The sequence below is a fragment of the Rhodococcus sp. NPDC047139 genome, from assembly GCF_040643435.1.
Lineage (GTDB): Bacteria > Actinomycetota > Actinomycetes > Mycobacteriales > Mycobacteriaceae > Rhodococcus.
In genome coordinates this window covers 69,493-91,731 of record NZ_JBEYUH010000004.1, presented here as the reverse complement: position 1 = coordinate 91,731, position 22,239 = coordinate 69,493, and the positions used below count along the sequence as shown (strand labels likewise).

The following is a 22,239-nucleotide window of genomic DNA, read 5'->3' as shown; positions in this document are numbered from 1 at the left end:
TATCTCTTGCCGACTCCGCTCTCCAAGGGTCAGAACGGACCGCTCACCGCGTCCGACGTCGTCGTCTCGCTCGAGCTGACCACGCCCGCCGATCTGTCCGCGCTGCTCGTCAAGGCCGACGGCAAGGTGCGTTCCGACGCCGACTTCGTCTTCTTCAACCAGCCGACCGGCCCGGGCGTGCGCCTCGTTTCCGGAGCGCCGGGGCAGGCCGCGTCGCTCGCTGTGTCGCTCGCGCAGGTGCCTGCCGACATCGATCAGGTGCGTGCCGTGATCACCCTCGACGATCCCTCGAGCAGCTTCGGCCGATTCGCGCCGCCCACCGCGCGCGTGTCCGACAGCAGCGGAACCGTGCTGTACGAGTACCGGATCGACGGGCTGAGCAGCGAGTCCATTGTGATCGCGCTGGAGTTGTACCGGCGCCAGGGTGCGTGGAAGGTCCGCGCCGTGGGGCAGGGATATGCCGGCGGATTCGCAGCGCTCGTGACCGACCACGGTGTGTCCGTCGACGACGCCCCGGCCCAGCCGGCTGCCGCAGCACCGCAGCCGCCCACTCCTGCGCCGCAGCCCGTCGCTCCCCCGCCCGCTCCGGCGCAACCGGTTCAGCCGACGTCACCGGCCCAGTCGGCCGAGGTCAGCCTCACGAAGGATCGTCCCGTCAGCCTGGTGAAGGGCCAGAAGGTCACGCTGCGCAAGGACGGCGGTGTCGCACTGACCTTCCTGCGTATGGGGCTCGGCTGGGATCCGGTCGAGAAGCGTGGGCTGTTCGGCAACCGCTCCGCCGACATCGACCTCGACGCGTCGGCGGTGCTGTTCGCCGACAATCAGATCGCCGACGTCGTGTACTACGGCCAATTGCGCTCGAAGGACGGCTCGGTCCAGCACGAAGGCGACAATCTCACCGGAGCCGGTGAGGGCGACGACGAGGTGATGCTCGTCGATCTGACGCGCGTCCCCGCCCACGTCACGACCGTGATGTTCATCGTGACCTCCTACAAGGGCCACACCTTCGAGCAGGTGAAGAACGCGTTCTGCCGTCTGGTGGACGGCACCACCAACAGCGAACTCGCCCGCTACACGCTGCAGGGTGGCATGCCCTTCACAGGAATGGTCATGGCGAAGGTGTACCGACAGGGCAGCGAGTGGAAGTTGCAGGCCATCGGTGAGGGCATGCAGGCCAAGCATCCCGGTGAGGCCGCGCCGCAACTGGGCAGATTCCTGGCCTCGTAGAGCCGGTGGACGAGCACTTCACAGCGGGGCAGAACGCCCCGCTGTCGACCCGTACGGTCCGTTTCACGGCGACCGCGTCCGTCCTGCTGGACCTCTGCGCGTTCGTCGTGGACGACCGGCTCCAGGTGACCTCGTCGGACGACGCGGTGTTCTACAACCAGCCCGCAACGACCGGTGTGCGGATCGACGGCGATGCGATCGTAGTCGACGTCGATGCGATCCGGCCCGGCGCACGAGTGCTGTGCGCGGTGGGCTGCGAGCGACCGGTGCCGGTGGCGACCTGCCTGACCGTCGCGACGGGACGCACCGTCGCGACGTTTCACGTGGAACCGGGGGCGGGCACCGAGACCGCACTGCTGTGCTGGGAGATATACCGTCACCGCGACACCTGGAAGGTGCGCGCGCTCGGACAGGGCTACGCCGGCGGGCTAGTCGAGATGTTCACCGCGCACGGAGTCGATGTCGAGGCTCCGCCGGAGATCTCCGCCACGGACGCGGCACAGGTTCAGGGGGAGGAAGTGCCCACACCGGCTGTCGGGCTCTCACCTCTCGAAATGCTGTGGCGCATCTTCGAGGACGCTGCCCGGTCGACGGCCGCGTACACGTCGAGCATCGAGTTCGCTCGACAGCGACTCGACGACGAACTCTCGGCGGCCGTGACCGACCCCGCTCGCCGCACCGGGCCTGAGGCCGAACGGGTGAGGGGGCGTGCACAACGACGCTACGACGCTCTCGTGGAAGCAGCCGAGTCCCGGTACCGGGATGACAGCGCAGCGCTCGCCGCCGAACTGCTCACCCTCGACGCGACCCTGCCACCCGCTCTCGCCTCCTGGACTTCCCCTGCCTGGAAGCGGGCGAACACGGCGAGCGACGGCGTGCTCATCGGCGAGCTGACAGCCGATCACGAGTTCTTGCGCATTCCGTTCGGCCTGCCGGCGCCGCTGAGCCGTCCACTGTGGGTCGAAGGTGATCCCGCCGAACTCGGGCCCGTCGTCTCATCCCTGGTGGTCCGGCTGCTCGCTGCCCGGCCCGGCACACTTGTGCATCTCGTCGATCCCGGGCGGAGCCTGGCCGAACTCGAAGCCCTCACCGCAGCACGATTCGCCGGGCCACCTGTCCACGACCGCGCACAGGTCCCGGCCAAGCTTCGAGGCCTGGCCGATGCACTGGATCTGGACGTCCTCGCTCAGCAGGTGGACGGGGGCGTGCCGACCTCACCGGTACTCGTCGTCCTCGGCGGATTCCCGTACGGCTACGACCACGAGGACCTCCTGCAGATTGTCCGGATCACGAGATCTGTTGGCGGTGGACGTATCTCGGTCGTTCTCGCGGGCGATCCACCCGACGACGACGATCCGGTCGTGCGCATCCTTCGGAGCGACGCCCAGACCCTGCCGGTGGACGGACGACTGGCCGATCCGTGGACGGGAGGCCGTTGGGTGTTCACACCCGACAGGCTGCCGACCGAAACCGAGCACCTGCGCGGTGTGCTGGATGGGAACTCGCTGCAGGACTGATCGACTCGGACGGCTGTTCGTCACCCGTCGACCAGCTTCGCGATATCGGGCGCGTAGACGGTCATCCACTGCGGGTGCAGGCGGTAATAGACCACATCGTTGTCCCAGTCGAACCCGTCCGCGCCGTAGAAGGACTTGAAGTACGCGAGCAGTTCCGGCCAGTCGTCGGCCGGCGCACCGTGCTGCGGGTTGAGTATCTCCACTCTCCCGTGTGCAAACACCCCCAGGTCCTCCCCGCGCATGTGGGCCACGCTGGCGGCGGGGCGAGCAGCGAGATGGCGGGCCTTGGCGGCACTGCGGGCCGTACCGAAATGCCACTTCCCGTGCAGGAAGTGGCCGTCCACGCCGCTGATCCGTGGCTCACCGGTGGCGGTGACCGTCGCCAGCGTGAGCACGCACATACCGGTGAGCACCTCCACGAGTTGCGCGGCGGTCGCCGTGGTCTGCCGGTCGATGATCGACCGCAGATGGGAAGTGGAGCGGGACAAGGACACGTCGAGGAGCGTCTGGAGTTCGCCGAGTTCGTCGGCAGTTTCGCGCATGCCGTCATTCTCACATCACGAGTGATCGCGAGACCTGACCGATTTTGCTCTGTATTCGATCCCGTACTCGCGGATCTTCCGGTAGATCGTCGCCCGCGACATTCCGAGGGCCTTTGCCGCGGCAGACTTGTCACCGTTAAGAAGAGCGAGTGCCTCGACGACCGCGTCGCGTTCGAGCGACTCGAGCCGCGTCAGTCGACGGCGGGTGGTGGACCGGCATTCTGCGGGCAGATCCTCGAGTTCGATCGTTCCGGAGCGCCGGCGTCTGCAGATGTCTTCGAGCACCGATTTCAGGTGACTCACGTTGCCGGGCCACGACAGTCGTGCGAGCTGGTTCGCCGCAGGTCGGGACAGTGTCGAATTCGCCGCGCCCATGGAGTCGAGCAGAAATCGTGACAGCTCCGGAAGGTCCTCGATGTGGTGGCGCAGCGGCGGCACCACTACCGTCTTCGGGAACAGCCGCAAGAGCGGTCGGGTGTCGGGCAGGCCGTCGGCCGGGTGCGTCGTGATCGCCACCCAGGAATCCTCCGCAGCGGAATTCGAGGACACACCGAGTAGAAGTTCGCTCACGGCATCGAGCGTCTCGTCGTCGAGACTGTGCGCACGTGTGATCAGGAGATCCGAACCATCCTCCGCGGCCGCAGCGACCTGCTCGACCGTCTCGTCGGGGCTCGATGTCGACGCATCCACGGAGACGAGAACACGTCCGCTCCTGGAATACTCGTGCACCGCCCGGATCAGAGTGGCTTTGCCGGTCCCCGGCTCACCGTCTACGACGATCCACTCGCGCCGCGCACAGGCGTCGATCATCTCTTCGACGGTTCGTCTCCACGTGGTACTCGTCCCGGCGACGGTACGCAGAACAGGTGTACGAACGCGACCACCGGAAGGTGGCCGCCGACGGCTCACCTGTTCCTTGATGTGCACGATCCCACCCGCAAGCCTGTCGTCGACGAAGGTGGGGCGATAGGACAATCGCGCGGTGACGCCGCTGGGCAGGTCGGCGAGGAGCGTGAACGGCTCGGACCTGCCTCGCGAGTCGCGGGTACGGTCGATGATCGCGGCCTGATCGCGCGAGTCGAACACCCGCTGCGTGAGTTCGTTGATCATGAGCACTTCGTCGCCGATGGCGATGACCGGCCTGCCCGAGCGCTGGCAGGCGAGATGGTAGTCGCGCAGCAGGGCCCGATCGAGTTCACCGGCCTCTTCGAGGATCTGTTCCCGGATACGGTGCGCGACCATCTTCGCGAACGACAGCAGGAGCGCATTGGTGTTCTCGGCCAGCGTGGTCAGGTCCACGGCGCCGAGAACAGCACCGGTCACCGGATGGGTCACGGGAGCCCCCGCGCACGAGAACCGCCGCAGTTGCCCGTTGTAGTGCTCGTCCCCGCGGATGAGCAGCGGCGCGCCGACCTCGAGTGAGGTTCCGATGCCGTTGGTGCCGACCTTCGTCTCCGCGTATCGGAATCCTGGAGCGAGATGAACACTGTCGAGTGCCTCGCCGAGGCCGCTGTCCCCGAGTCGTCGATGCAGCACGGTTCCCGTGGAGTCGGTGAGGATGAGCGAGACCGGTTCGCTCTCGATCTCGCGCGCCATCACGTCGAATACCGGTGCTGCGGCGCGGGTGAGCACGGTGTCCACTGTTTCCGGGTCGACGTAGTCGGCGCCCGGCTGGTCGGTGTCGACGTTCGCCTGTTCCGACCGCAGCCAGGAGACACGTAACCAGTTCCGCCGCCGCCCACCGTCGCCTGATGTGATCGCGCTACCTCCGGCTTCACCGCGGGACGCTGCGCGATTCGACGCAGCGCCCGGCCTCTGTGCACTCACCGTCGATCTCCCGATTGTCGGTCGCCACGGATCGCTGTTCGGATTACTCAACCACTACTTTAACCTTCAAACTGTGATCCACGTCTCACATTGAGACAGATTGTGCGCCTCGTAAGCGGTTGTATCGGCCTCACCCCGATCTCCCACGGCCGGCAGCAGCCGGTCCCGATCCAGGAGGCACACATTGAGTAGGCAGAGCCTCACCAAGGCGCATGCGAAGATCACCGAGCTGTCGTGGGAACCGACCTTCGCCACCCCCGCGACGCGCTTCGGCACCGACTACACCTTCGAGAAGGCCCCGAAGAAGGATCCGCTCAAGCAGATCATGCGGTCGTACTTCCCCATGGAAGAGGAGAAGGACAACCGCGTCTACGGCGCGATGGACGGCGCGATTCGTGGCAACATGTTCCGTCAGGTCCAGCAGCGCTGGCTGGAATGGCAGAAGCTGTTCCTGTCGATCATCCCATTCCCCGAGATCTCGGCGGCACGCGCCATGCCCATGGCGATCGACGCCGTGCCCAATCCCGAGATCCACAATGGGCTCGCGGTGCAGATGATCGACGAGGTTCGTCACTCCACGATTCAGATGAACCTCAAGAAGCTGTACATGAACAACTACATCGATCCGGCCGGCTTCGACATCACGGAGAAGGCCTTCGCGAACAACTACGCCGGCACCATCGGGCGGCAGTTCGGTGAAGGCTTCATCACCGGCGATGCGATCACGGCAGCGAACATCTACCTGACAGTGGTTGCCGAGACCGCCTTCACGAACACGCTGTTCGTCGCCATGCCGGACGAAGCCGCCGCGAACGGCGACTATCTGCTGCCCACGGTCTTCCATTCCGTGCAGTCGGACGAATCCCGGCATATCTCCAACGGTTACTCGATCCTGCTGATGGCGCTCGCCGACGAACGCAACCGCCCACTCCTCGAACGCGACCTGCGCTATGCCTGGTGGAACAACCACTGCGTCGTCGACGCAGCGATCGGCACGTTCATCGAGTACGGCACCAAGGACCGCCGGAAGGACCGCGAATCCTATGCGGAGATGTGGCGGCGGTGGATCTACGACGACTACTACCGCAGTTACCTGCTGCCGCTCGAGAAGTACGGACTGACCATTCCGCACGATCTCGTCGAGGAAGCGTGGAAGCGCATCACCGAGAAGAGCTACGTGCACGAGGTCGCACGGTTCTTCGCGACCGGCTGGCCGGTGAACTACTGGCGAATCGACGCGATGACCGACGCCGACTTCGAGTGGTTCGAGGACAAATATCCCGGCTGGTACTCGAAGTTCGGCAAGTGGTGGGAGAACTACAACCGGCTCGCATACCCCGGCCGCAACAAGCCGATCGCCTTCGAGGATGTCGGATACCAGTATCCCCACCGTTGCTGGACCTGCATGGTGCCGTGCCTCATCCGGGAGGACATGGTGGTCGAGAAGGTCGACGGCCAGTGGCGCACATACTGCTCGGAACCGTGCTACTGGACCGACGCGGTCGCGTTCCGCAGCGAATATCAGGGCCGCGAGACGCCGAACATGGGACGGCTCACCGGCTTCCGCGAATGGGAGACCCTGCACCACGACAAGGATCTCGCCGACATCGTGAAGGATCTCGATTATGTCCGCGACGACGGCCGGACGCTCGTCGGGCAGCCACACCTCGACCTGGACCCGAAGAAGATGTGGACCCTGGACGACATGCGAGGAAACACCTTCCAGAGTCCGAACGTGCTGCTGAACCAGATGTCGGATGCGGAACGGGAAGCGCACATCGCGGAATACCGCGCCGGCGCTACCCCACTCTGACACAACCCGATCCGGCCGGCTCGGTTTCATTCCCCGAATCCGCGCCGGCCGGGTCCCTACTCCGACGCACAGGAGGTTCCCGTGGCCGACATCCACCGCATCCACTTCGAACCCGTCGACATCGAGATGGACGTCAGCGAGGACGAGAAGATCCTCGACGCGGCTTTCCGGCAGGGCATCCATCTGATGCACGGATGTCGCGAGGGGCAATGTTCGGCCTGCAAGTCCTACATCCTCGACGGTGAGATCCAGATGGACCGCTACTCGACGTTCGCATGCAACGACGCGGAGGCCGAAGAGGGTTACGTATTGCTCTGCCGCGCACACGCGTTCAGTGACTGCACCATCGAACTGCTGAACTTCGACGAGGACGAACTCCTCGGCGGCGCGCCGATCCAGAACGTGCGGGCACAGATACTCTCGATCGAACCCGTGACCCGTGACATCGTCTCCCTGGAAGTTCGCCCCACCCGGCCCGAAGCGTTCGAGTTCAAATCCGGCCAGTACGCCGACATCACCATTCCCGGGACGGACGACCACCGATCGTTCTCGATGGCCACGACCCCCGCGACCTCCGATCGTGTCCAGTTCCTCATCAAGAAGTACCCCGGAGGTGTCTTCTCCGGCCTGCTCGACGGTGGGTTGAAGGTCGGTGACGAACTGGATCTGACCGGACCCTACGGGTCGTCGACGCTCAAGAACGGTCACGTACTGCCCATCGTGTGCATCGGCGGAGGGGCGGGGATGGCGCCCATCCTGTCGCTGCTACGGCACATGAGCGAGACCGGCGATCCCCGGCCGGTGCGCTTCTACTACGGCGCCCGCACCGGCGCCGATCTCTTCTATCTCGACGAGATACGAGAATTCACGAAAACGTTACGGGACTTCGTCTTCGTGCCATGCTTGTCGGAGAATACGGGCTCCCTACCCGACGGCATCACCGGAGTGGAAACGGGGATGGTTCCGGACGTCGTCGGTGCCCACGAGAGCGAACTGCACCGGTGCGAGACGTATCTGTGCGGCCCCCCTCCGATGGTCGATGCAACCTTGGATCTGCTCGAGAGCAGAGGCGTGCCGAAGGACCAGATCTTCTACGACAAGTTCACCAGCCCCACCTTCGAGTAATCGAAGTCCCCACTTCGTCCCAGTGACAGGAGGATCCACAGATGACCGCCACTGCAGAACCTCACCGGCGCAGTTTCCCCCGCATCGAGTTCACCGATGCCGAGGCCGGCGCCCTGGAGTTCCCGAGCTCGAAGAGCCGCAGCTACAACTATTACAAGCCGGCGAAGCTGCGGGCGACGACCTACGAGGACGTCACCGTCGACGTGCAACCCGACCCGGAACGATACCTCAGCCAGGGCTGGATCTACGGGTTCGCCGGCGGCCCCGGAGGTTATCCGAAGGACTGGACGGACGCGAAATCCTCTGATTGGCACCAGTTCCGCGATCCGAACGAGGAATGGGAACAGTCGATCTACCGCAACAACGCGGCAGTCGTCCGGCAGGTGGATCTGTGCCTGAAGAACGCGAAACGCGCGCACGCCTACGAGATGTGGAACACCCCCTGGCTCACCTTCATCGCCCGGAACCTCGGCGCGTGGATGCATGCCGAGAATGGCCTCGGACTGCATGTCTTCACCTCGATCCAGCGATCCGGTCCGACCAACATGATCAACAACGCAGTTGCTGTCAACGCGGCGCACAAGCTGCGTTTCGCACAGGATCTGGCGTTGTTCAATCTCGACCTCTCCGAGTCCGGTGTGCCCTTCGACGGCTCCGTGCACAAGGAGGTCTGGCAGTCCGCACCGGAGTGGCAGGGCACCCGTGAGGTGGTGGAGCGGCTGACCGCGGTCGGCGACTGGTGCGAGCTGCTTTTCGCCACCAACATCATTTTCGAGCAACTCGTGGGATCGCTCTTCCGGTCCGAGCTGATCATGCAGATCGCTGCGCGGAACGGCGACTACATCACTCCGACGATCGTCGGCACCGGCGAACACGACTACGATCGCGATCTGTCCTACACCCGGTCGTTGTACCGGATGCTCACGCGCGACGAAGAATTCGGCGATTCCAACAAGGAGCTGTTCTCCACCTGGATGAGCACGTGGGTGCCGCGCTGCATCGAGGCGGCCCGATCGCTGCAGCCGATCTGGTCGCAGCCGTCCGACAAGGCCGTCACCTTCGCCACGAGTTTCGAATCCGCCCAGTCGAAGTTCCGGTCCCTGCTCGAGGAGATCGGCCTGGAAGCACCGAAGGAGCTGGACCAGTGAGCATGAATTTCGGATCCTCCACCGAGTTCTCCAACAAGTGCGGAGTGACGCTCATGAACACTCCGATCGGACGAGTCGTCGCGGACGTCATGGGCGCCAAGGAAGGGGTCGAACTGACGGAGTATCCCTCGATGATCCGCGTCGACGGCACGAAGTTGCTCGAGTTCGACTACGACGAGCTGACCGAGGCTCTCGGCAGCGACTTCGACGGATCCGTCTTCGAGGAGATCAGCTCGACCCACTACGGACGCATGGTGCATCTCGACGACAAGACCATGTTGTTCGCCAGCCCCGAGGACGCCGCCGAGTACATCGGCTTCGACCTCACCGCGCCCTAGGAATCGAGGACCGCATGTACACCAAGGACGACGAGAACTACTTCATCGTTGACGCACACGTACATATCTGGGACGCAAGGCCTTCCAACCTGAAGAACATTCACGGACAGCAGTTCATCGACTGCTTCTACGACTACCACAAGAATCTCAGCCCACAGGACGAGGTGTGGGACTTCGACACCTACGCCTATTACGGCAGCGAACGATTCATGAAGGATCTGTTCGTCGACGGGTACGTCGACCACGCGATCTTCCAGGCGACCCTGCTGAGCGAGTTCTACAAGGACGGTTTCGGGCAGACCGAGGAGTGCCTCGAACTCACCCGCAAGAACCCGGGCAAGCTCACCTACAACCACGCTTACGATCCGCGTAACGGGGAGGCCGGCCTCGAGCAGCTGCGGCGCGACGCCGAGAGTATGAACCTGCAGGGCGTCAAGCTCTACACCGCCGAATGGTTCGGCGACTCACGCGGATACAAGCTGGACGACAGATGGTCGCGGCGGTACCTGGAGGAGTGTATCGAGCTGGGTATCAAGAATATCCACGTTCACAAAGGGCCCACGATCCGGCCGCTGGACCGCGACGCCTTCGACGTCGCCGATGTCGACAAGGTCGCCACCGACTACACCGACCTGCGGTTCATCGTCGAACACGTCGGCCTGCCCCGGCTCGAGGACTTCTGCTGGATCGCGACCCAAGAGTCCAACGTCTACGGAGGTCTGGCCGTGGCGATTCCGTTCATCCACACCCGACCGCGCTATTTCGCACAGATCATCGGCGAGCTGATGTACTGGATCGGCGAGGACAAGATCCTGTTCTCGAGCGACTACGCGCTGTGGACACCGCGGTGGCTGATCGAGAAGTTCGTGGACTTCCAGATCCCCGAGGACATGACCGAATACGCCCCGCTGACGATCGAGCAGAAGAAGAAGGTGCTCGGCCTCAACGCGGCCGCGCTCTACGACATCGAGGTGCCCGAGCACTTGCGTCTTCCCGAACCGGCGGGACAGGAAGGGGTCGAGGTCGCCGCGGGCGCGCAGGAAGCGGCGTCGTCATGACCACCGAACCCGTGACGGCCGACGACGTCCTGCTGGCGTTGTCGGAGGTCGTCGACCCCGAGCTGGACGAACCCATCACCGACCTCGGGTTCGTCCGTTCGGTGGTTCTCGACGACGAGGGTGTGACCGTGCACCTGCGTCTGCCCACCGCATTCTGCTCGCCCAACTTCGCCTACCTGATGGCCTCGGACGCGCAGGATGTACTCGAGGCCGTCGAGGGCATCGGCCGGGTGCGGATCATGCTCGACGATCACCACGACAGCGACAAGATCAACGACGGCCTCGCAGCGAATGCGGGTTATCGCGGCACCTTCGGGGTCGAGGCCGTCGACAGTCTCGAGGATCTTCGCCGGACCTTCCTGCGCAAGGCCCACCTCGCAGCGCTCGAGCGATGCATCGAATCGATGCTCCGCGAGACGGACCTCACCGTCGACGAGGTCGGATCGCTCACCCTGAGCGACATCCCGCCGGGTCGCCACCGATCGGCTCTGCTCCGGCGGCGCCTGGCCCTCGGTCTGACCCTGTGTCCGGCCGGGCGGGCATTCGTCGACGAGGACGGCAGGACCATCCCCGCCGAGAAGATTCCGATGCGGCTGAGATTCGCGAAGTCCGTACGCATATCCATGGAAGGCAACTCGCACTTCTGCCGCGGCCTTCTCGCCACCCGCTATTCCGACGACGACGGGGCGGAGGTCCCGCGGATCGTCGATGTCCGATCAACTTCGCCCGTTCCAGTCAGGAGAGTGTCATGAAGGCCGTGCAGGTCGTGGGGTACCACACGAAACTCCAACTCACCGATGTTCCGGAACCGGAGATCGAAGGCCCACTCGATGTGATCGTCCGAATCGGCGGAGCGGGCGTGTGCCGCACCGACCTCCACATCCTCGAAGGCCAGTGGGCCGAGAAGAGCGGGGTCGACCTGCCGTACACGATCGGTCATGAGAATGCCGGCTGGGTGCACGCGGTGGGCGATGCGGTCACGAACGTCGCGGTGGGCGACAAGGTGATCCTGCACCCGCTGATCACGTGTGGGCAGTGCCGCGCCTGCCGGTCCGGTGACGACGTGCACTGCGAGAACAATGCCTTCCCCGGCATCGACACCAACGGTGGCTATGCCGAATACCTGCGCACCACTGCCCGCAGCGTGGTGCGGATCGACGACTCGCTCGAACCCGCGGACGTCGCTGCGCTGGCCGACGCCGGGTTGACGGCTTATCACGCGGTTGCCAAGGCCGCGAAGACCCTTCGTCCCGGAGACACCTGTGTGATGATCGGCGCCGGAGGGCTCGGACACATCGGCATACAGGTGCTGAAAGCGATCTCACCCGCCACGCTCGTCGTCGTCGACCGTAATCCGGACGCAGTGAAGCTCGCGGCCGAGATCGGCGCCGACCACGCGATCGTCGCGGACGGCACGCACGTACAGCAGGTCCTCGACCTCACCGGCGGCAAGGGCGCCGAAGCTGTCATCGACTTCGTCGGCGAAGGTGGTGCCACCGAAGAGGGTGTGGCGATGCTGCGCCGCGCCGGCAACTACTACGTCGTCGGCTACGGCGAGAACATCGACGTACCCACCATCGACATCATCTCGACGGAGATCAACTTCATCGGCAATCTCGTCGGCTCCTACAACGACCTGCAGGACCTGATGGTCCTCGCCGCGCAGGGCAAGGTCACGCTCCACACCACGAAATACCCGCTCGATCAGTTCCAGCAGGCCATCGACGATCTCGACGCCGGTCGCGTGCGCGGCCGCGCGATCCTCGTCCCCGGCTCCTGAACCGCATCACCGACGAAAGGAGAGCCCGCAATGGCCAAGGAACTGCGGTTCGAACAGGAAGCCCGCACGCTGCTCGAGTACGGCGTCAACGCACTCGCCGACGCGGTGAAGGTGACGCTCGGGCCCAAGGGTCGCAACGCCGTACTGGAGAAACTCACCGGCCCTCCGACCATCACCAACGACGGGGTCACGATCGCCCGGGAGATCCAGCTGCGCGACCCGTTCGCCAACATGGGGGCGCAGCTGGTCAAAGAAGTCGCCATGAAGACCAACGGGACGGTCGGTGACGGAACCACCACCGCGACAGTGCTCGCACAGGCCATGGTCCGCGAGGGGCTGCGGGCCGTCGAGGCGGGTGCCAATCCGATGAGGGTGCGTCGCGGTATCGAACGCTCGGTCCCCGTCGTCGTCGATGCCGTGCACGCCCACTCGGTGCAGATCCGGGACCGTCACGATCTCGCCCGCATCGCCTCGCTCGCGGCCAGCGACGACGACACGATCGGCGAGGTCATCGCCGACGCCGTCGCCCACGTGGGACGCTCCGGCATCGTCACCACCGAGGAATCCGACACGCTCGGCATGTCCGTGGATGTCGTCGACGGCATCGAGTTCGACCACGGCTACATCTCGGGTTACATGATCACCGACCCCGAGCACATGGAGTCCGTCCACGAGAACCCGCTGGTGTTGCTCACCAACAAGAAGATCGGCCAGGTGCAGGACATCATGCCGAGCATCGAGGCGGCCAAGCGCGCGGACCGGCCCCTGGTGGTGCTGGCCGAGGACGTCGACGGGCCGGCCCTGCACCTGCTCGTCGGCGGCAACATGCACAAGACCATGCAGTCCGTCGTCGTGCGTGCCCCGGGCTTCGGGCACCGCCGGGTCGCGGAACTCGAGGATCTCGCGGTGGCGCTCGGCGGTCACGTGATCGCGAAGGACACCGGCATCGAACTGTCGGAGGTCACCCGCGAGCACCTCGGATCCTGCGATCGCATCACGGTGACCGAGAACGACACGACCATCGTCGGCGGCCACGGCGACCCGAACCTCGTCCGGGCACGCATCTCGCAGCTCGAGACCCAGCTCGGCCGGGCCCGCATCGAAGCCGATCAGGACGCCCTGCAGCTACGGCTCGCGCGCCTGACCGGCAGTGTCGCCGTCATCAAGGTCGGTGGCGCCACGAGTGTCGAACTCAAGGAGCGGATGCTGCGGGTCGAGGATGCGCTCGCCGCGACCCGCGCGGCACTCGAAGCCGGTGTCGTCGCCGGTGGTGGTACCGCACTCGGACAGGCATACCGGGCACTGACCGACCTCGACCTGCCCGGCGACGAGGCGGTCGGCCGAGACGTCGTGCGCCGGGCACTCGCCGAACCGCTGCGGCGCATCGCGATCAACGCAGGCTTCGACGGTGATCAGGTCGTCGAGGTGGTCGAAGGGCTGCCGCTCGGTCACGGATTCAACGCCCTCACCGGCGAGTACGGCGATATGTTCGACGAGGGCGTGATCGACCCGTTCAAGGTCACCCGGGCGGCCTTCGAGAGCGCGGCCTCGATCGCTGCCCTGCTCATCACCACCGAGACCGCCGTGGTCGAGGAGGTCGTGGGCAATCCCGGAGCGATCCCCGCACCCGGCTTCGGCGACCTCGCCGAAGGCATGATCCGCCCCTCGAACATCTACTGACCGGAGGAAAGATGATCTTCATCGTGGTCCGTTTCAAGGTGCGTCCCGAGTACCAGGACAGGTGGCTCGAGACGACTGCGGAGTTCACCGAGGCAACCCGCAGCGAGTCCGGGAACCTGTGGTTCGACTGGTCGCGGAGTGTGGACGATCCGTCCGAGTTCGTTCTCGTCGAAGCGTTCCGTGACGGAGATGCCGGTGCCGAGCACGTGAAGTCCGACCACTTCCGCAAGGGACTCGAGGCGATGCGGCCGGCCTTGGCCGAGACACCCCGCATTCTCAACACGGAGATTCCCGGCACCGACTGGGCGCGCATGGGCGAACTCGAAATCGGCTGATCCACCGATCGACGACAGGGGTGTGTGCCGGAGTCCGATCCCGGCACACACCCCTGTTCGATGCGCGCCCATAGGTTTGTCCTAACGATTCGTGCGGCGGCAGGTCTTTGTGGCCGCCGTCACCGTCGTGATCGACTGGACCGGCGTGGACGGTACGTCCGCAGTGTCCGTGTCGAGCAGGAGCGTGATGTGAGCGAGTTGCACCTTCCCAACCGAATTCGGCAGCTTGCGACAGAACATCCGGATCGGGCCGCAGTCAGTTCCGGCGGAACGACACTCACCTACTCCGAATTCGACACGCTCACCAACCGGGTCGCCTCGGCGCTCACGACGGTCCCCTCCAGGTCCCGCCGGATCGGCGCGCTCCTGCGCATGGACCTTCCCGGCGCGGCCTCGTTCGTTGGCTGTGCCAAGGCCGGACTGGTGTTCACGCCCCTGAACTGGCGCCTGCGTCCCGACGAGATCGCCGACATCGCCGACGACGCCCGGCTCGACGTTCTGATCGCCGAGGACGAGTTCGCCGCGTCCGCGCGTGCTGCTGCCGAGGCACTGCCGGATGTGCAGATCGTCGTGGTGGGCGATGCCTCCTCGGTTCCCGGCGCGCGTGCGTGGGACGACTTCGTCGCCTCCGGTGACGGTGTCGATCCCGGCTTCGGCGACGATCCGCAGGCCGAGGTCCTGCAGCTCTACACCTCCGGGACGACCGGACTTCCCAAAGGTGTGGTGGCGAGACATCACAACATCTTCAACGAACCCCGGAACTTCGAGATCTACGAATTCACCGACGATTCCGTCGCTCTCGACGCCCTGCCCCTCTTTCACATCGCCGGTGTGGGATGGATGAGCACGACCCTGTCGGCCGGCGTGCACCTGGTGCTGCTCGGGGAGATGCGCCCGGAACCGGTGGCTGCCGCGATCTCCCGGTACGGCATCACCCACACTTTCCTCGTTCCGTCCGCGATCGGCATGCTCGTGGAGATGCCCGGGCTGGCGGACCACGACCTGTCGAGTCTGCGCCTCGTCGCCTACGGCGCCTCCCCGATCACGCCCACCCAGCTCGCCCGGGCCATGGACGTCCTCGGCTGCCGCTTCGTGCAGCGCTACGGCATGACCGAGACGATGGGTGCCCTCACTGCCCTGCGCGCCCACGACCACGACCCTCACGGACCGCGCTCCTACCTGCTGCGTTCGGCCGGAACCCCGCTTCCGGGCATCGAAGTGCAGATCCGCGACATCGCCACGGGCGAACCGCTTCCCGTCGGCGAGACGGGTGAGATCGTGTGCCGGTCGCGGAACAACACGTCCGGATACTGGCGCCGCGACGCGGAGAATGTCGCCCTGTTCACCGCGGACGGTTTCCTGCGCACCGGCGACGCCGGACACCTCGACGAGGACGGCTACCTGTTCGTCACCGACCGCGTGAAGGACATGATCATCACCGGCGGCGAGAACGTCTACCCGATCGAGGTGGAATCCGTCCTGGCCGAGCATCCCGCCGTGGCCGAGGTCGCCGTCGTCGGAATTCCGGACGATCGCTGGGGTGAAGCCGTGACCGCAATCGTACGGGTCGCGCCCGGAGCCGGGACGCCGACCGAGGCCGAACTCCTCGAGTTCGTCGTCGAACGCCTCGCCTCCTACAAGAAGCCGCAGCGCATCCATTTCGTCGACGAGTTGCCCCGCAATGCGAGCGGCAAGGTCCTCAAGCGCACACTGCGCGACGAGTTCGCCCGAGTGTCGGAGGAAAGCACGCCGTGAAACCCGAGCCCATCTCATCGTTCTCGCCGCCAGGGACGTCGTCCGTTTCGACGGCGGCATCCCTGACCGCTGGACTTTCTCCGCGCCCGACCCACTCGAAGGAAGACTGACATGAGCGTTGTCCTCACCGAATTCGCCGACGGCGTTGCCGTGTTCACCCTCAACCGCCCCGAGGCCAAGAACGCCGTGAACCTCGAGGTTTCGAAAGCACTGGCCGCAGCCCTCGACGAGTTCGAGGCGCGCCCCGACCTGACCATCGGTATCCTCACGGGATCCGGCGGAACATTCTGCGCGGGAATGGATCTCAAATCCTTCGCCCGAGGCGAACGTCCGACGATCCCGGGACGCGGTTTCGGTGGCATCACCGAGGCCCCGCCGACCAAACCGCTCATCGCCGCCGTCGAGGGCTGGGCACTGGCCGGAGGATGCGAACTCGCCCTGGCCGCCGACCTGATCGTCGCGTCGCGGGATGCGAAATTCGGTATCCCCGAAGTCAAGCGGGGGCTCGCAGCGGCCGCGGGCGGACTCCTGCGTCTGCCGAAGATCCTGCCGTATCCCGTAGCGATGGAGATGGCCATCACCGGCGATCCGCTCACCGCCGAGGTTGCCTACGCACACGGGCTGGTCAACCGTGTCACGGAACCCGGCCAGGCCCTGACGGTGGCAAAGGAACTCGCGGCTCGCGTCGCGGCGAACGGCCCGCTCGCGGTGCGCGCGACCAAGCAGGTCGTCTCGATGGCCGCCGGCTACACCGATCCCGATGCCTTCGCCGCCCAGCGCGCCTTCATCGACCCGGTGTTCGCGTCGTCCGATGCACAAGAGGGCGCTCGGGCGTTCGCCGAGAAGCGCGCACCCGTCTGGAAGGGCGAGTAGACCTGCCGCGCATCCGGTGGTCACGGCAGGTTTCCCGAGGCCCGATTCACACCGTCGCCTAGGATAGCCGGGTGGACCTGCACCTCGTGACCTACTTCGTGGCTGTCGTCGACCACGGTGGAATCACGAAGGCCGCTCGTGCTCTGTATATTTCGCAACCGTCGTTGTCGCAGGCGATCCGCACCCTCGAACGCCGGCTGGGTACCACGCTGTTCGACCGCACCGGACGCCGGCTCACGCTCACCGAGGACGGCCGCGCTCTCGAGGTCGCGGCGCGCCGGATCCTCGCCGACGTCGAGCGTGCGAAACAGAAGGTCGCGGCGGTACGCGATCTCGAGGCCGGCCGCGTCGAGATCGTGACCTACGCGACGTTCTCGATCCACCCCGTCATCGAGTTCGTCCAGCGCTTCCGCAGCCGCTACCCGAAGCTGACCGTTCGAGTGAGCGACGCCGAAGGGCCGGCCGGGGTGCATGCGGCATTGCGCCGCGGCGAAGCGGAGATCGGCATCACCGACCTGTCGGTCGAGCACGCCGGCATGATCACGGTGCCGGTGCTCGAGCAGGAGATGGTGCTCGCTCTGCATCCCGATCTCGCGACCGACGTTCCCGACCCGGTGACACGGGCGCAGGTCCGCGATTTCCCGCTGGTCCTCGACCTCGGGTCCCGCGCGAGCGCCGCGCGCACCGGTGAACTGCTCGGGGAACAGAATGTCGTGGTGGACTGCGCCAACCAGGCCGCCCTGTGGCAGTTCGTCGAACGTGGTACGGCCGGCACGGTGGTTCCGCGACGCGTCGCGGAGAAGCAGATCCCCGGCGCCGTGGTGCGGTCGCTGGACCCGCCGTTCCTGCGTCCCGTCGGACTGGTGATGCGACCGGGCGAACCTTCCCCGGCGGCCGCGACCTTCGTCGCGACCACCACTGCCAGCACCTGGGAGGGGTGACCACATGGAGTTCCGGCAGGTCGAATATTTCCTCGCCGTCGTGGAGAACGACGGCATCAACGGTGCCGCCGCCGAACTCGGGGTCGCGCAACCCACCGTCTCCCAGGCGCTGCGCAGTCTCGAACGTGAGCTGGGCGTGCAGCTGTTCCATCGCATCGGGCGCGGCATGGTGCTCACAGCGGCGGGCAAGGCTCTCATCGGTCCGAGCCGGCAGATCCTGCGCGATGTGAACGTGGTCGAGGAGTTGCTGACGGTGTCCACCACCGAGGTGACCGGCCGCCTGGATCTGATGGTGTTCCCCGCTCTCGCGACCGGGCCGATCGTCGATCTGGTATCCGAATTCCGGCGCCGGCATCCCAAGGTCACCGCGCGGCTCGGTGATCTGCGGACGGAGGAGTCCACGGCCTCGGTGATCCACGACGGTCACTGCGAATTCGTCGTCACCCATCTGTCCCGGGAGGACGAGGTGGGGCTCGAGATCATCGAGCTCGGGCAGACGGAGTACTGGCTGGCCTATCCACCCGGCACCGACCTCCCACCCGGACCTCTGCCGTTGGCCGATCTCCCCGACATCCCGATGGTCTTCGTACCGCGAGGTATGGGGTCGGTGAGCGATTCGATCGATCACGCGCTGCGGCGCGCCGAGGTGCGACGGCCCATCTCGGTACTCACCGACCATCGGGAGGCCCGCCTGCCTATGGTGCTCGCAGGTCTGGGCGGATCGTTCGTCGAACGTTCCCTCGCCGAGTCGGTGCAGGACGTGGCCGTGGTCCGTCCGTGCGAGCCGACCTTCGCGCAGGCGTACGGATTGGTGTTCGACCCGGCGTCGCTGTCGAAGGCGGGCCGGGCGTTCGTCGACTTCGTACGGTCGTCCGGGGTCGTCACGCCGAAGGAGTGACGTCGACTTTCCGGGGGACGGTGACATCCGGAAGGCCGGGCGCGAGGATGGACGGGTACGACGCCTGCTTCCGCTTCGGGAGATGATCCGTATGTCCGCTTCGACGACCTCCCCCACCGATCTCGACTCCGTCGACGCCTTCGCGCAGCGCGTCCTCGATTCCGTGCTCGGCAGCATGGACACCCTCGCCATCCTGCTAGGTGACCGTCTCGGCTGGTATCGAAGCCTCGCCGAGGACGGGCCCGCCGACGCCGACGAGCTGGCGACACGCACCGGCACCCACCCGCGGTAGACCCGCGAATGGCTCGAACAGCAGGCCGTGACAGGCCTGCTGGGCGTCGACGACGGTGATCCGCCCCGCTTCGTCCTGTCGCGCGCGGGTCGCGAGGTACTCACCGATCCCCACAGCCTGTCCTATCTCGCGCCGCTCGCCCGGATGATCTGCGGCGCGACCATGCAACTTCCCGGTCTGCTGGAGGCCTATCGCGACGGCGGTGGCGTGAGCTGGAGCCGGTTCGGCCGTGACGTGCGGGAATCCCAGGCCGATGCGAACAGAGCACTGTTCGAGAAGTCGCTACCCGGCGCCCTGCGCTCGATATCCGAGATCGACCGGGTGCTCGGCGAGCCCGGCGCACGGATCGCCGATATCGGTTGCGGTGGAGGATGGTCCACGATCACGCTGGCGCGCACCTATCCGGATGCCCGCGTGCACGGCGTCGACATCGATGCCCCCTCGGTCGATCTCGCGCGGTCGAATCTCGATGCCGAGAGCCGCGTCGGCGACGATGTGGCACAACGGGTCACCTTCACCCGGTGCGACGCATCCGAATTGCCGGGAGGACATTTCCGTGCGGCGTTCGCATTCGAGTGCCTCCACGACATGCCGCATCCGGTCGAGGTTCTCGCTGCGGTACGGCGTTCGCTCACACCCGGCGGGTTCATGATCGTCATGGACGAAGCGGTCGCCGAGACCTTCACCGCTCCCGGCGACGACCTCGAACGACTCATGTACGGCTACAGCCTCACGGTGTGCCTTCCCGACGGCATGAGCCACACACCGAGCGCCGCGACAGGAACGGTCATGCGCCCCGCCACGCTCCGGCGCTACGCACTCGACGCGGGTTTCGCCGGTGTGGACGTTCTGCCCATCGAGGATTTCGGATTCTTCCGCTTCTACCTGCTCAGCACCGGATAGGGCCGTCTGGCAGAACGGCGGGGAGGTCGTGCGGGCTTCCCAGGAAACACGCACACGACCTCCCCGCCGCCGCGGGTTCGGATGTCAGGAGACGCGTTCGAAGACCGCGGCCAAGCCCTGCCCGCCGCCGATGCACATGGTCTCGAGGCCGTAACGGGCTCCGCGACGGTGCAGTTCGCGCGCGAGGGTCGCGAGCATGCGCCCGCCGGTCGCGCCGACCGGATGGCCGAGGGAGATGCCGGAACCGTGGACGTTCGTGCGCTCGAAGTCGGACTTGCCGAACTTCCACTCGCGTGTCACCGCGAGTGCCTGCGCGGCGAATGCCTCGTTGAGTTCGATGAGGTCGACGTCGGCGAGGGTGATGCCGGCCCGGTTCAGTGCGACCTCCGTGGCGGGTACGGGGCCGATACCCATGATCTTGGGCTGAACACCGGCGAGACCCCACGAGACGATCCGCACCAGCGGGGTCAGACCGAGCTCGGACGCCTTCTCTGCGGTGGTCACGATCGCCATCGACGCCGCGTCGTTCTGGCCGCTGGCGTTGCCGGCGGTGACGGTGGCGTCGGGGTCCTGCTTGCCCATGATCGGACGGAGCTTCGAGAGCGTTTCGACGGTCGTGTCGGCGCGCGGGTGTTCGTCGGTGTCGATGACCTCGTCGCCCTTACGGCTGCTGACGGTGACCGGCACGATCTCCTCGGCGAGGATGCCGTTCTTCTGCGCGGCGACGGCGCGGGCGTGCGATTCCGCGGCGAGCTCGTCCTGCTCGAGACGAGTGATGCCGTACTCGGCACGCAGGTTCTCAGCGGTCTCGATCATGCCGCCGGGCACCGGGTAGAAGCGTCCCCCGGCCGTGGAGCGCGCCCGTACGAGACCGTCGTGCATCTGCACACCGCTGCGGGCGCCGCCCCAACGGATGTCGGTCGAATAGAACGCGGCATTGCTCATCGACTCGGTACCGCCGGCGACGACGAGATCGTGGTCGCCGTTGCCGACCTGGAAGGCGGCCTGGATGACGGCCTGCAGACCGGAACCGCAGCGACGGTCGATGTGCATGCCGGGCACGGTGACCGGCAGTCCGGCGTCGAGTGCGACGACCCTGCCGATCGCAGGTGCCTCACTGTTCCCGTTGCAGTGACCGAGAATGACGTCCTGAACCTGTTCGGGCGCAACACCGGTGCGTTCGAGCAGCCCTTTCAGTGCTGCGACACCGAGATCGACTGCGGTGAGGGACTTGAACATTCCTCCGTAGCGGCCGATCGGAGTACGGACCGGCTCGCAGATGACTACTTCGCGCATGATGACCTTTCGGGAGAACCGGGTGACGGAGCGACCGTTACATGAAGCGGCCGCCGGTGACCTCGAGGACGGTGCCTGTCATGTAGGAGGACATGTCGGAGGCGAGGAACAGTGCGACGGAGGCGATCTCGCCGACCTCACCGGGCCGGCCCATCGGGATCTCGTTCATCTTCTGATCCCAGGCCTTCTGCGGCATGGCCTCGGTCATCGCCGAGCGGATCAGGCCGGGCTGGATCGCGTTGACCCGCACACCGTGGTGCGCCATCTCCTTCGCGGCGGCCTTGGTCAGGCCGACGATGCCGGCCTTGGCGGCCGAGTAGTTGGTCTGACCGACCATGCCGACCTTGCCGGACAGCGAGGAGATGTTGACGATCGCGCCTCGCTTGGCCTCACGCATAATCGCGGCGGCCTTGCGGGTGCCGTGCCAGGTGCCCTTCAGATGCACCGCGATGACCAGATCGAAGTCCTCCTCCGTCATCGTGCGCATGGTGGCGTCGCGGGTGATGCCCGCGTTGTTGACGACGACGTCGAGCGAGCCGAAACCGTCGACAGCCTCGGCGAGCAGGGTGTCCCAGTCGTCGGACTCGACGACGTTCGCCCGCACCGCGCGGGCGACGTCACGGCCGCCGAGCTTCTCCGCGGCGGCGTTCGCGGCGTCGAGGTCGAGGTCGCCGATCACCACGCGGGCACCGGCGGCGACGAATTCCTGTGCAATGGCGAAACCGATACCCTGAGCGGCACCGGTGATGACGGCAGTGCGATTCTCCAGCAGAGACATCCAAGATTCCTTTCGGCGGGGCACATATGGCCCCCGAATGTGTCGATGTCGTCGAATATAACGGCGATCGGTGCTGGTAACGCCCTTCCGAACCATCGAGAATGCCTATACGG

The 22,239-nt window shown here is 65.8% G+C and carries 19 protein-coding genes and 1 pseudogene; 16 read left to right on the top strand and 4 right to left on the bottom strand.

The window, feature by feature from the left end:
- Positions 1–6: 6 nt before the first annotated feature.
- Together ABZ789_RS06190 and ABZ789_RS06185 are read left to right on the top strand one after the other, a co-directional pair.
- Complete coding sequence (locus ABZ789_RS06190) at positions 7–1,227, top strand: TerD family protein (protein WP_358420504.1); 1,221 nt, start codon at positions 7–9, stop codon at positions 1,225–1,227.
- A gap of 5 nt (positions 1,228–1,232) precedes the next feature.
- On the top strand, positions 1,233–2,744 hold the full coding sequence (locus tag ABZ789_RS06185; RefSeq protein WP_358420501.1) for a TerD family protein: 1,512 nt from the start codon (positions 1,233–1,235) through the stop codon (positions 2,742–2,744).
- A 20-nt stretch (positions 2,745–2,764) separates the two neighbouring features.
- Here ABZ789_RS06185 and ABZ789_RS06180 read toward each other — a convergent pair whose 3' ends face one another.
- Together ABZ789_RS06180 and ABZ789_RS06175 are read right to left on the bottom strand one after the other, a co-directional pair.
- Positions 2,765–3,286 (bottom strand): pyridoxamine 5'-phosphate oxidase family protein, encoded by a 522-nt coding sequence (locus ABZ789_RS06180; protein ID WP_358420498.1) that lies wholly within the window; start codon positions 3,284–3,286, stop codon positions 2,765–2,767.
- A gap of 15 nt (positions 3,287–3,301) precedes the next feature.
- Positions 3,302–5,113 carry a helix-turn-helix domain-containing protein gene (locus ABZ789_RS06175; RefSeq protein ID WP_358420495.1) on the bottom strand — a complete coding sequence of 604 codons (1,812 nt, stop codon included), beginning with the start codon at positions 5,111–5,113 and terminating at the stop codon, positions 3,302–3,304.
- A 184-nt stretch (positions 5,114–5,297) separates the two neighbouring features.
- Between ABZ789_RS06175 and ABZ789_RS06170 the strand changes: the two genes are divergently transcribed.
- From ABZ789_RS06170 to ABZ789_RS06105, 14 genes and pseudogenes are all read left to right on the top strand, one after another.
- Positions 5,298–6,926, top strand: coding sequence for a methane monooxygenase (locus ABZ789_RS06170; protein ID WP_358420493.1), 1,629 nt, complete (start codon positions 5,298–5,300; stop codon positions 6,924–6,926).
- Between the two features lie 81 nt (positions 6,927–7,007).
- Positions 7,008–8,051 (top strand): 2Fe-2S iron-sulfur cluster-binding protein, encoded by a 1,044-nt coding sequence (locus tag ABZ789_RS06165; protein WP_358420490.1) that lies wholly within the window; start codon positions 7,008–7,010, stop codon positions 8,049–8,051.
- A 41-nt stretch (positions 8,052–8,092) separates the two neighbouring features.
- Positions 8,093–9,199, top strand: coding sequence for an aromatic/alkene monooxygenase hydroxylase subunit beta (locus ABZ789_RS06160; protein ID WP_358420487.1), 1,107 nt, complete (start codon positions 8,093–8,095; stop codon positions 9,197–9,199).
- A complete protein-coding gene (gene mimD, locus ABZ789_RS06155; RefSeq protein ID WP_358420484.1) occupies positions 9,196–9,537 on the top strand; it encodes a propane 2-monooxygenase effector subunit MimD in 342 nt (113 codons plus the stop codon). The genes ABZ789_RS06160 and mimD overlap by 4 nt, the downstream gene beginning before the upstream one ends.
- A 14-nt stretch (positions 9,538–9,551) precedes the next feature.
- A complete protein-coding gene (locus ABZ789_RS06150) occupies positions 9,552–10,595 on the top strand; it encodes an amidohydrolase family protein (protein WP_358420481.1) in 1,044 nt (347 codons plus the stop codon).
- Positions 10,592–11,347 (top strand): iron-sulfur cluster assembly protein, encoded by a 756-nt coding sequence (locus ABZ789_RS06145; protein WP_358420478.1) that lies wholly within the window; start codon positions 10,592–10,594, stop codon positions 11,345–11,347. Before ABZ789_RS06150 ends, ABZ789_RS06145 begins: the two co-directional genes overlap by 4 nt.
- Entirely contained in the window at positions 11,344–12,375 is a 1,032-nt protein-coding gene (locus tag ABZ789_RS06140; protein WP_358420475.1) for an NAD(P)-dependent alcohol dehydrogenase, read from the top strand. Before ABZ789_RS06145 ends, ABZ789_RS06140 begins: the two co-directional genes overlap by 4 nt.
- A gap of 30 nt (positions 12,376–12,405) precedes the next feature.
- On the top strand, positions 12,406–14,055 hold the full coding sequence (groL, locus tag ABZ789_RS06135; protein ID WP_358420473.1) for a chaperonin GroEL: 1,650 nt from the start codon (positions 12,406–12,408) through the stop codon (positions 14,053–14,055).
- An 11-nt stretch (positions 14,056–14,066) separates the two neighbouring features.
- Positions 14,067–14,390 carry a putative quinol monooxygenase gene (locus ABZ789_RS06130; protein WP_358420470.1) on the top strand — a complete coding sequence of 108 codons (324 nt, stop codon included), beginning with the start codon at positions 14,067–14,069 and terminating at the stop codon, positions 14,388–14,390.
- Between the two features lie 189 nt (positions 14,391–14,579).
- Positions 14,580–16,145, top strand: a complete 1,566-nt coding sequence (locus ABZ789_RS06125) for an AMP-binding protein (protein ID WP_358420467.1) — start codon at positions 14,580–14,582, stop codon at positions 16,143–16,145.
- A gap of 111 nt (positions 16,146–16,256) precedes the next feature.
- A complete protein-coding gene (locus ABZ789_RS06120) occupies positions 16,257–17,018 on the top strand; it encodes a crotonase/enoyl-CoA hydratase family protein (RefSeq protein ID WP_358420464.1) in 762 nt (253 codons plus the stop codon).
- Between the two features lie 71 nt (positions 17,019–17,089).
- On the top strand, positions 17,090–17,959 hold the full coding sequence (locus ABZ789_RS06115) for a LysR family transcriptional regulator (protein ID WP_358420461.1): 870 nt from the start codon (positions 17,090–17,092) through the stop codon (positions 17,957–17,959).
- 4 nt (positions 17,960–17,963) lie between these two features.
- Positions 17,964–18,857: a LysR family transcriptional regulator gene (locus ABZ789_RS06110; protein WP_358420458.1), complete on the top strand. Its 894-nt coding sequence runs from the start codon at positions 17,964–17,966 to the stop codon at positions 18,855–18,857.
- An 82-nt stretch (positions 18,858–18,939) separates the two neighbouring features.
- A pseudogene (locus tag ABZ789_RS06105) lies at positions 18,940–20,052 on the top strand (class I SAM-dependent methyltransferase).
- An 84-nt stretch (positions 20,053–20,136) separates the two neighbouring features.
- Here ABZ789_RS06105 and ABZ789_RS06100 read toward each other — a convergent pair.
- Positions 20,137–21,348: an acetyl-CoA C-acetyltransferase gene (locus ABZ789_RS06100; RefSeq protein ID WP_358420456.1), complete on the bottom strand. Its 1,212-nt coding sequence runs from the start codon at positions 21,346–21,348 to the stop codon at positions 20,137–20,139.
- Positions 21,349–21,385: 37 nt separating this feature from the next.
- Positions 21,386–22,126 (bottom strand): 3-oxoacyl-ACP reductase FabG, encoded by a 741-nt coding sequence (fabG, locus tag ABZ789_RS06095; RefSeq protein WP_358420453.1) that lies wholly within the window; start codon positions 22,124–22,126, stop codon positions 21,386–21,388.
- Between the last annotated feature and the right edge of the window lie 113 nt (positions 22,127–22,239).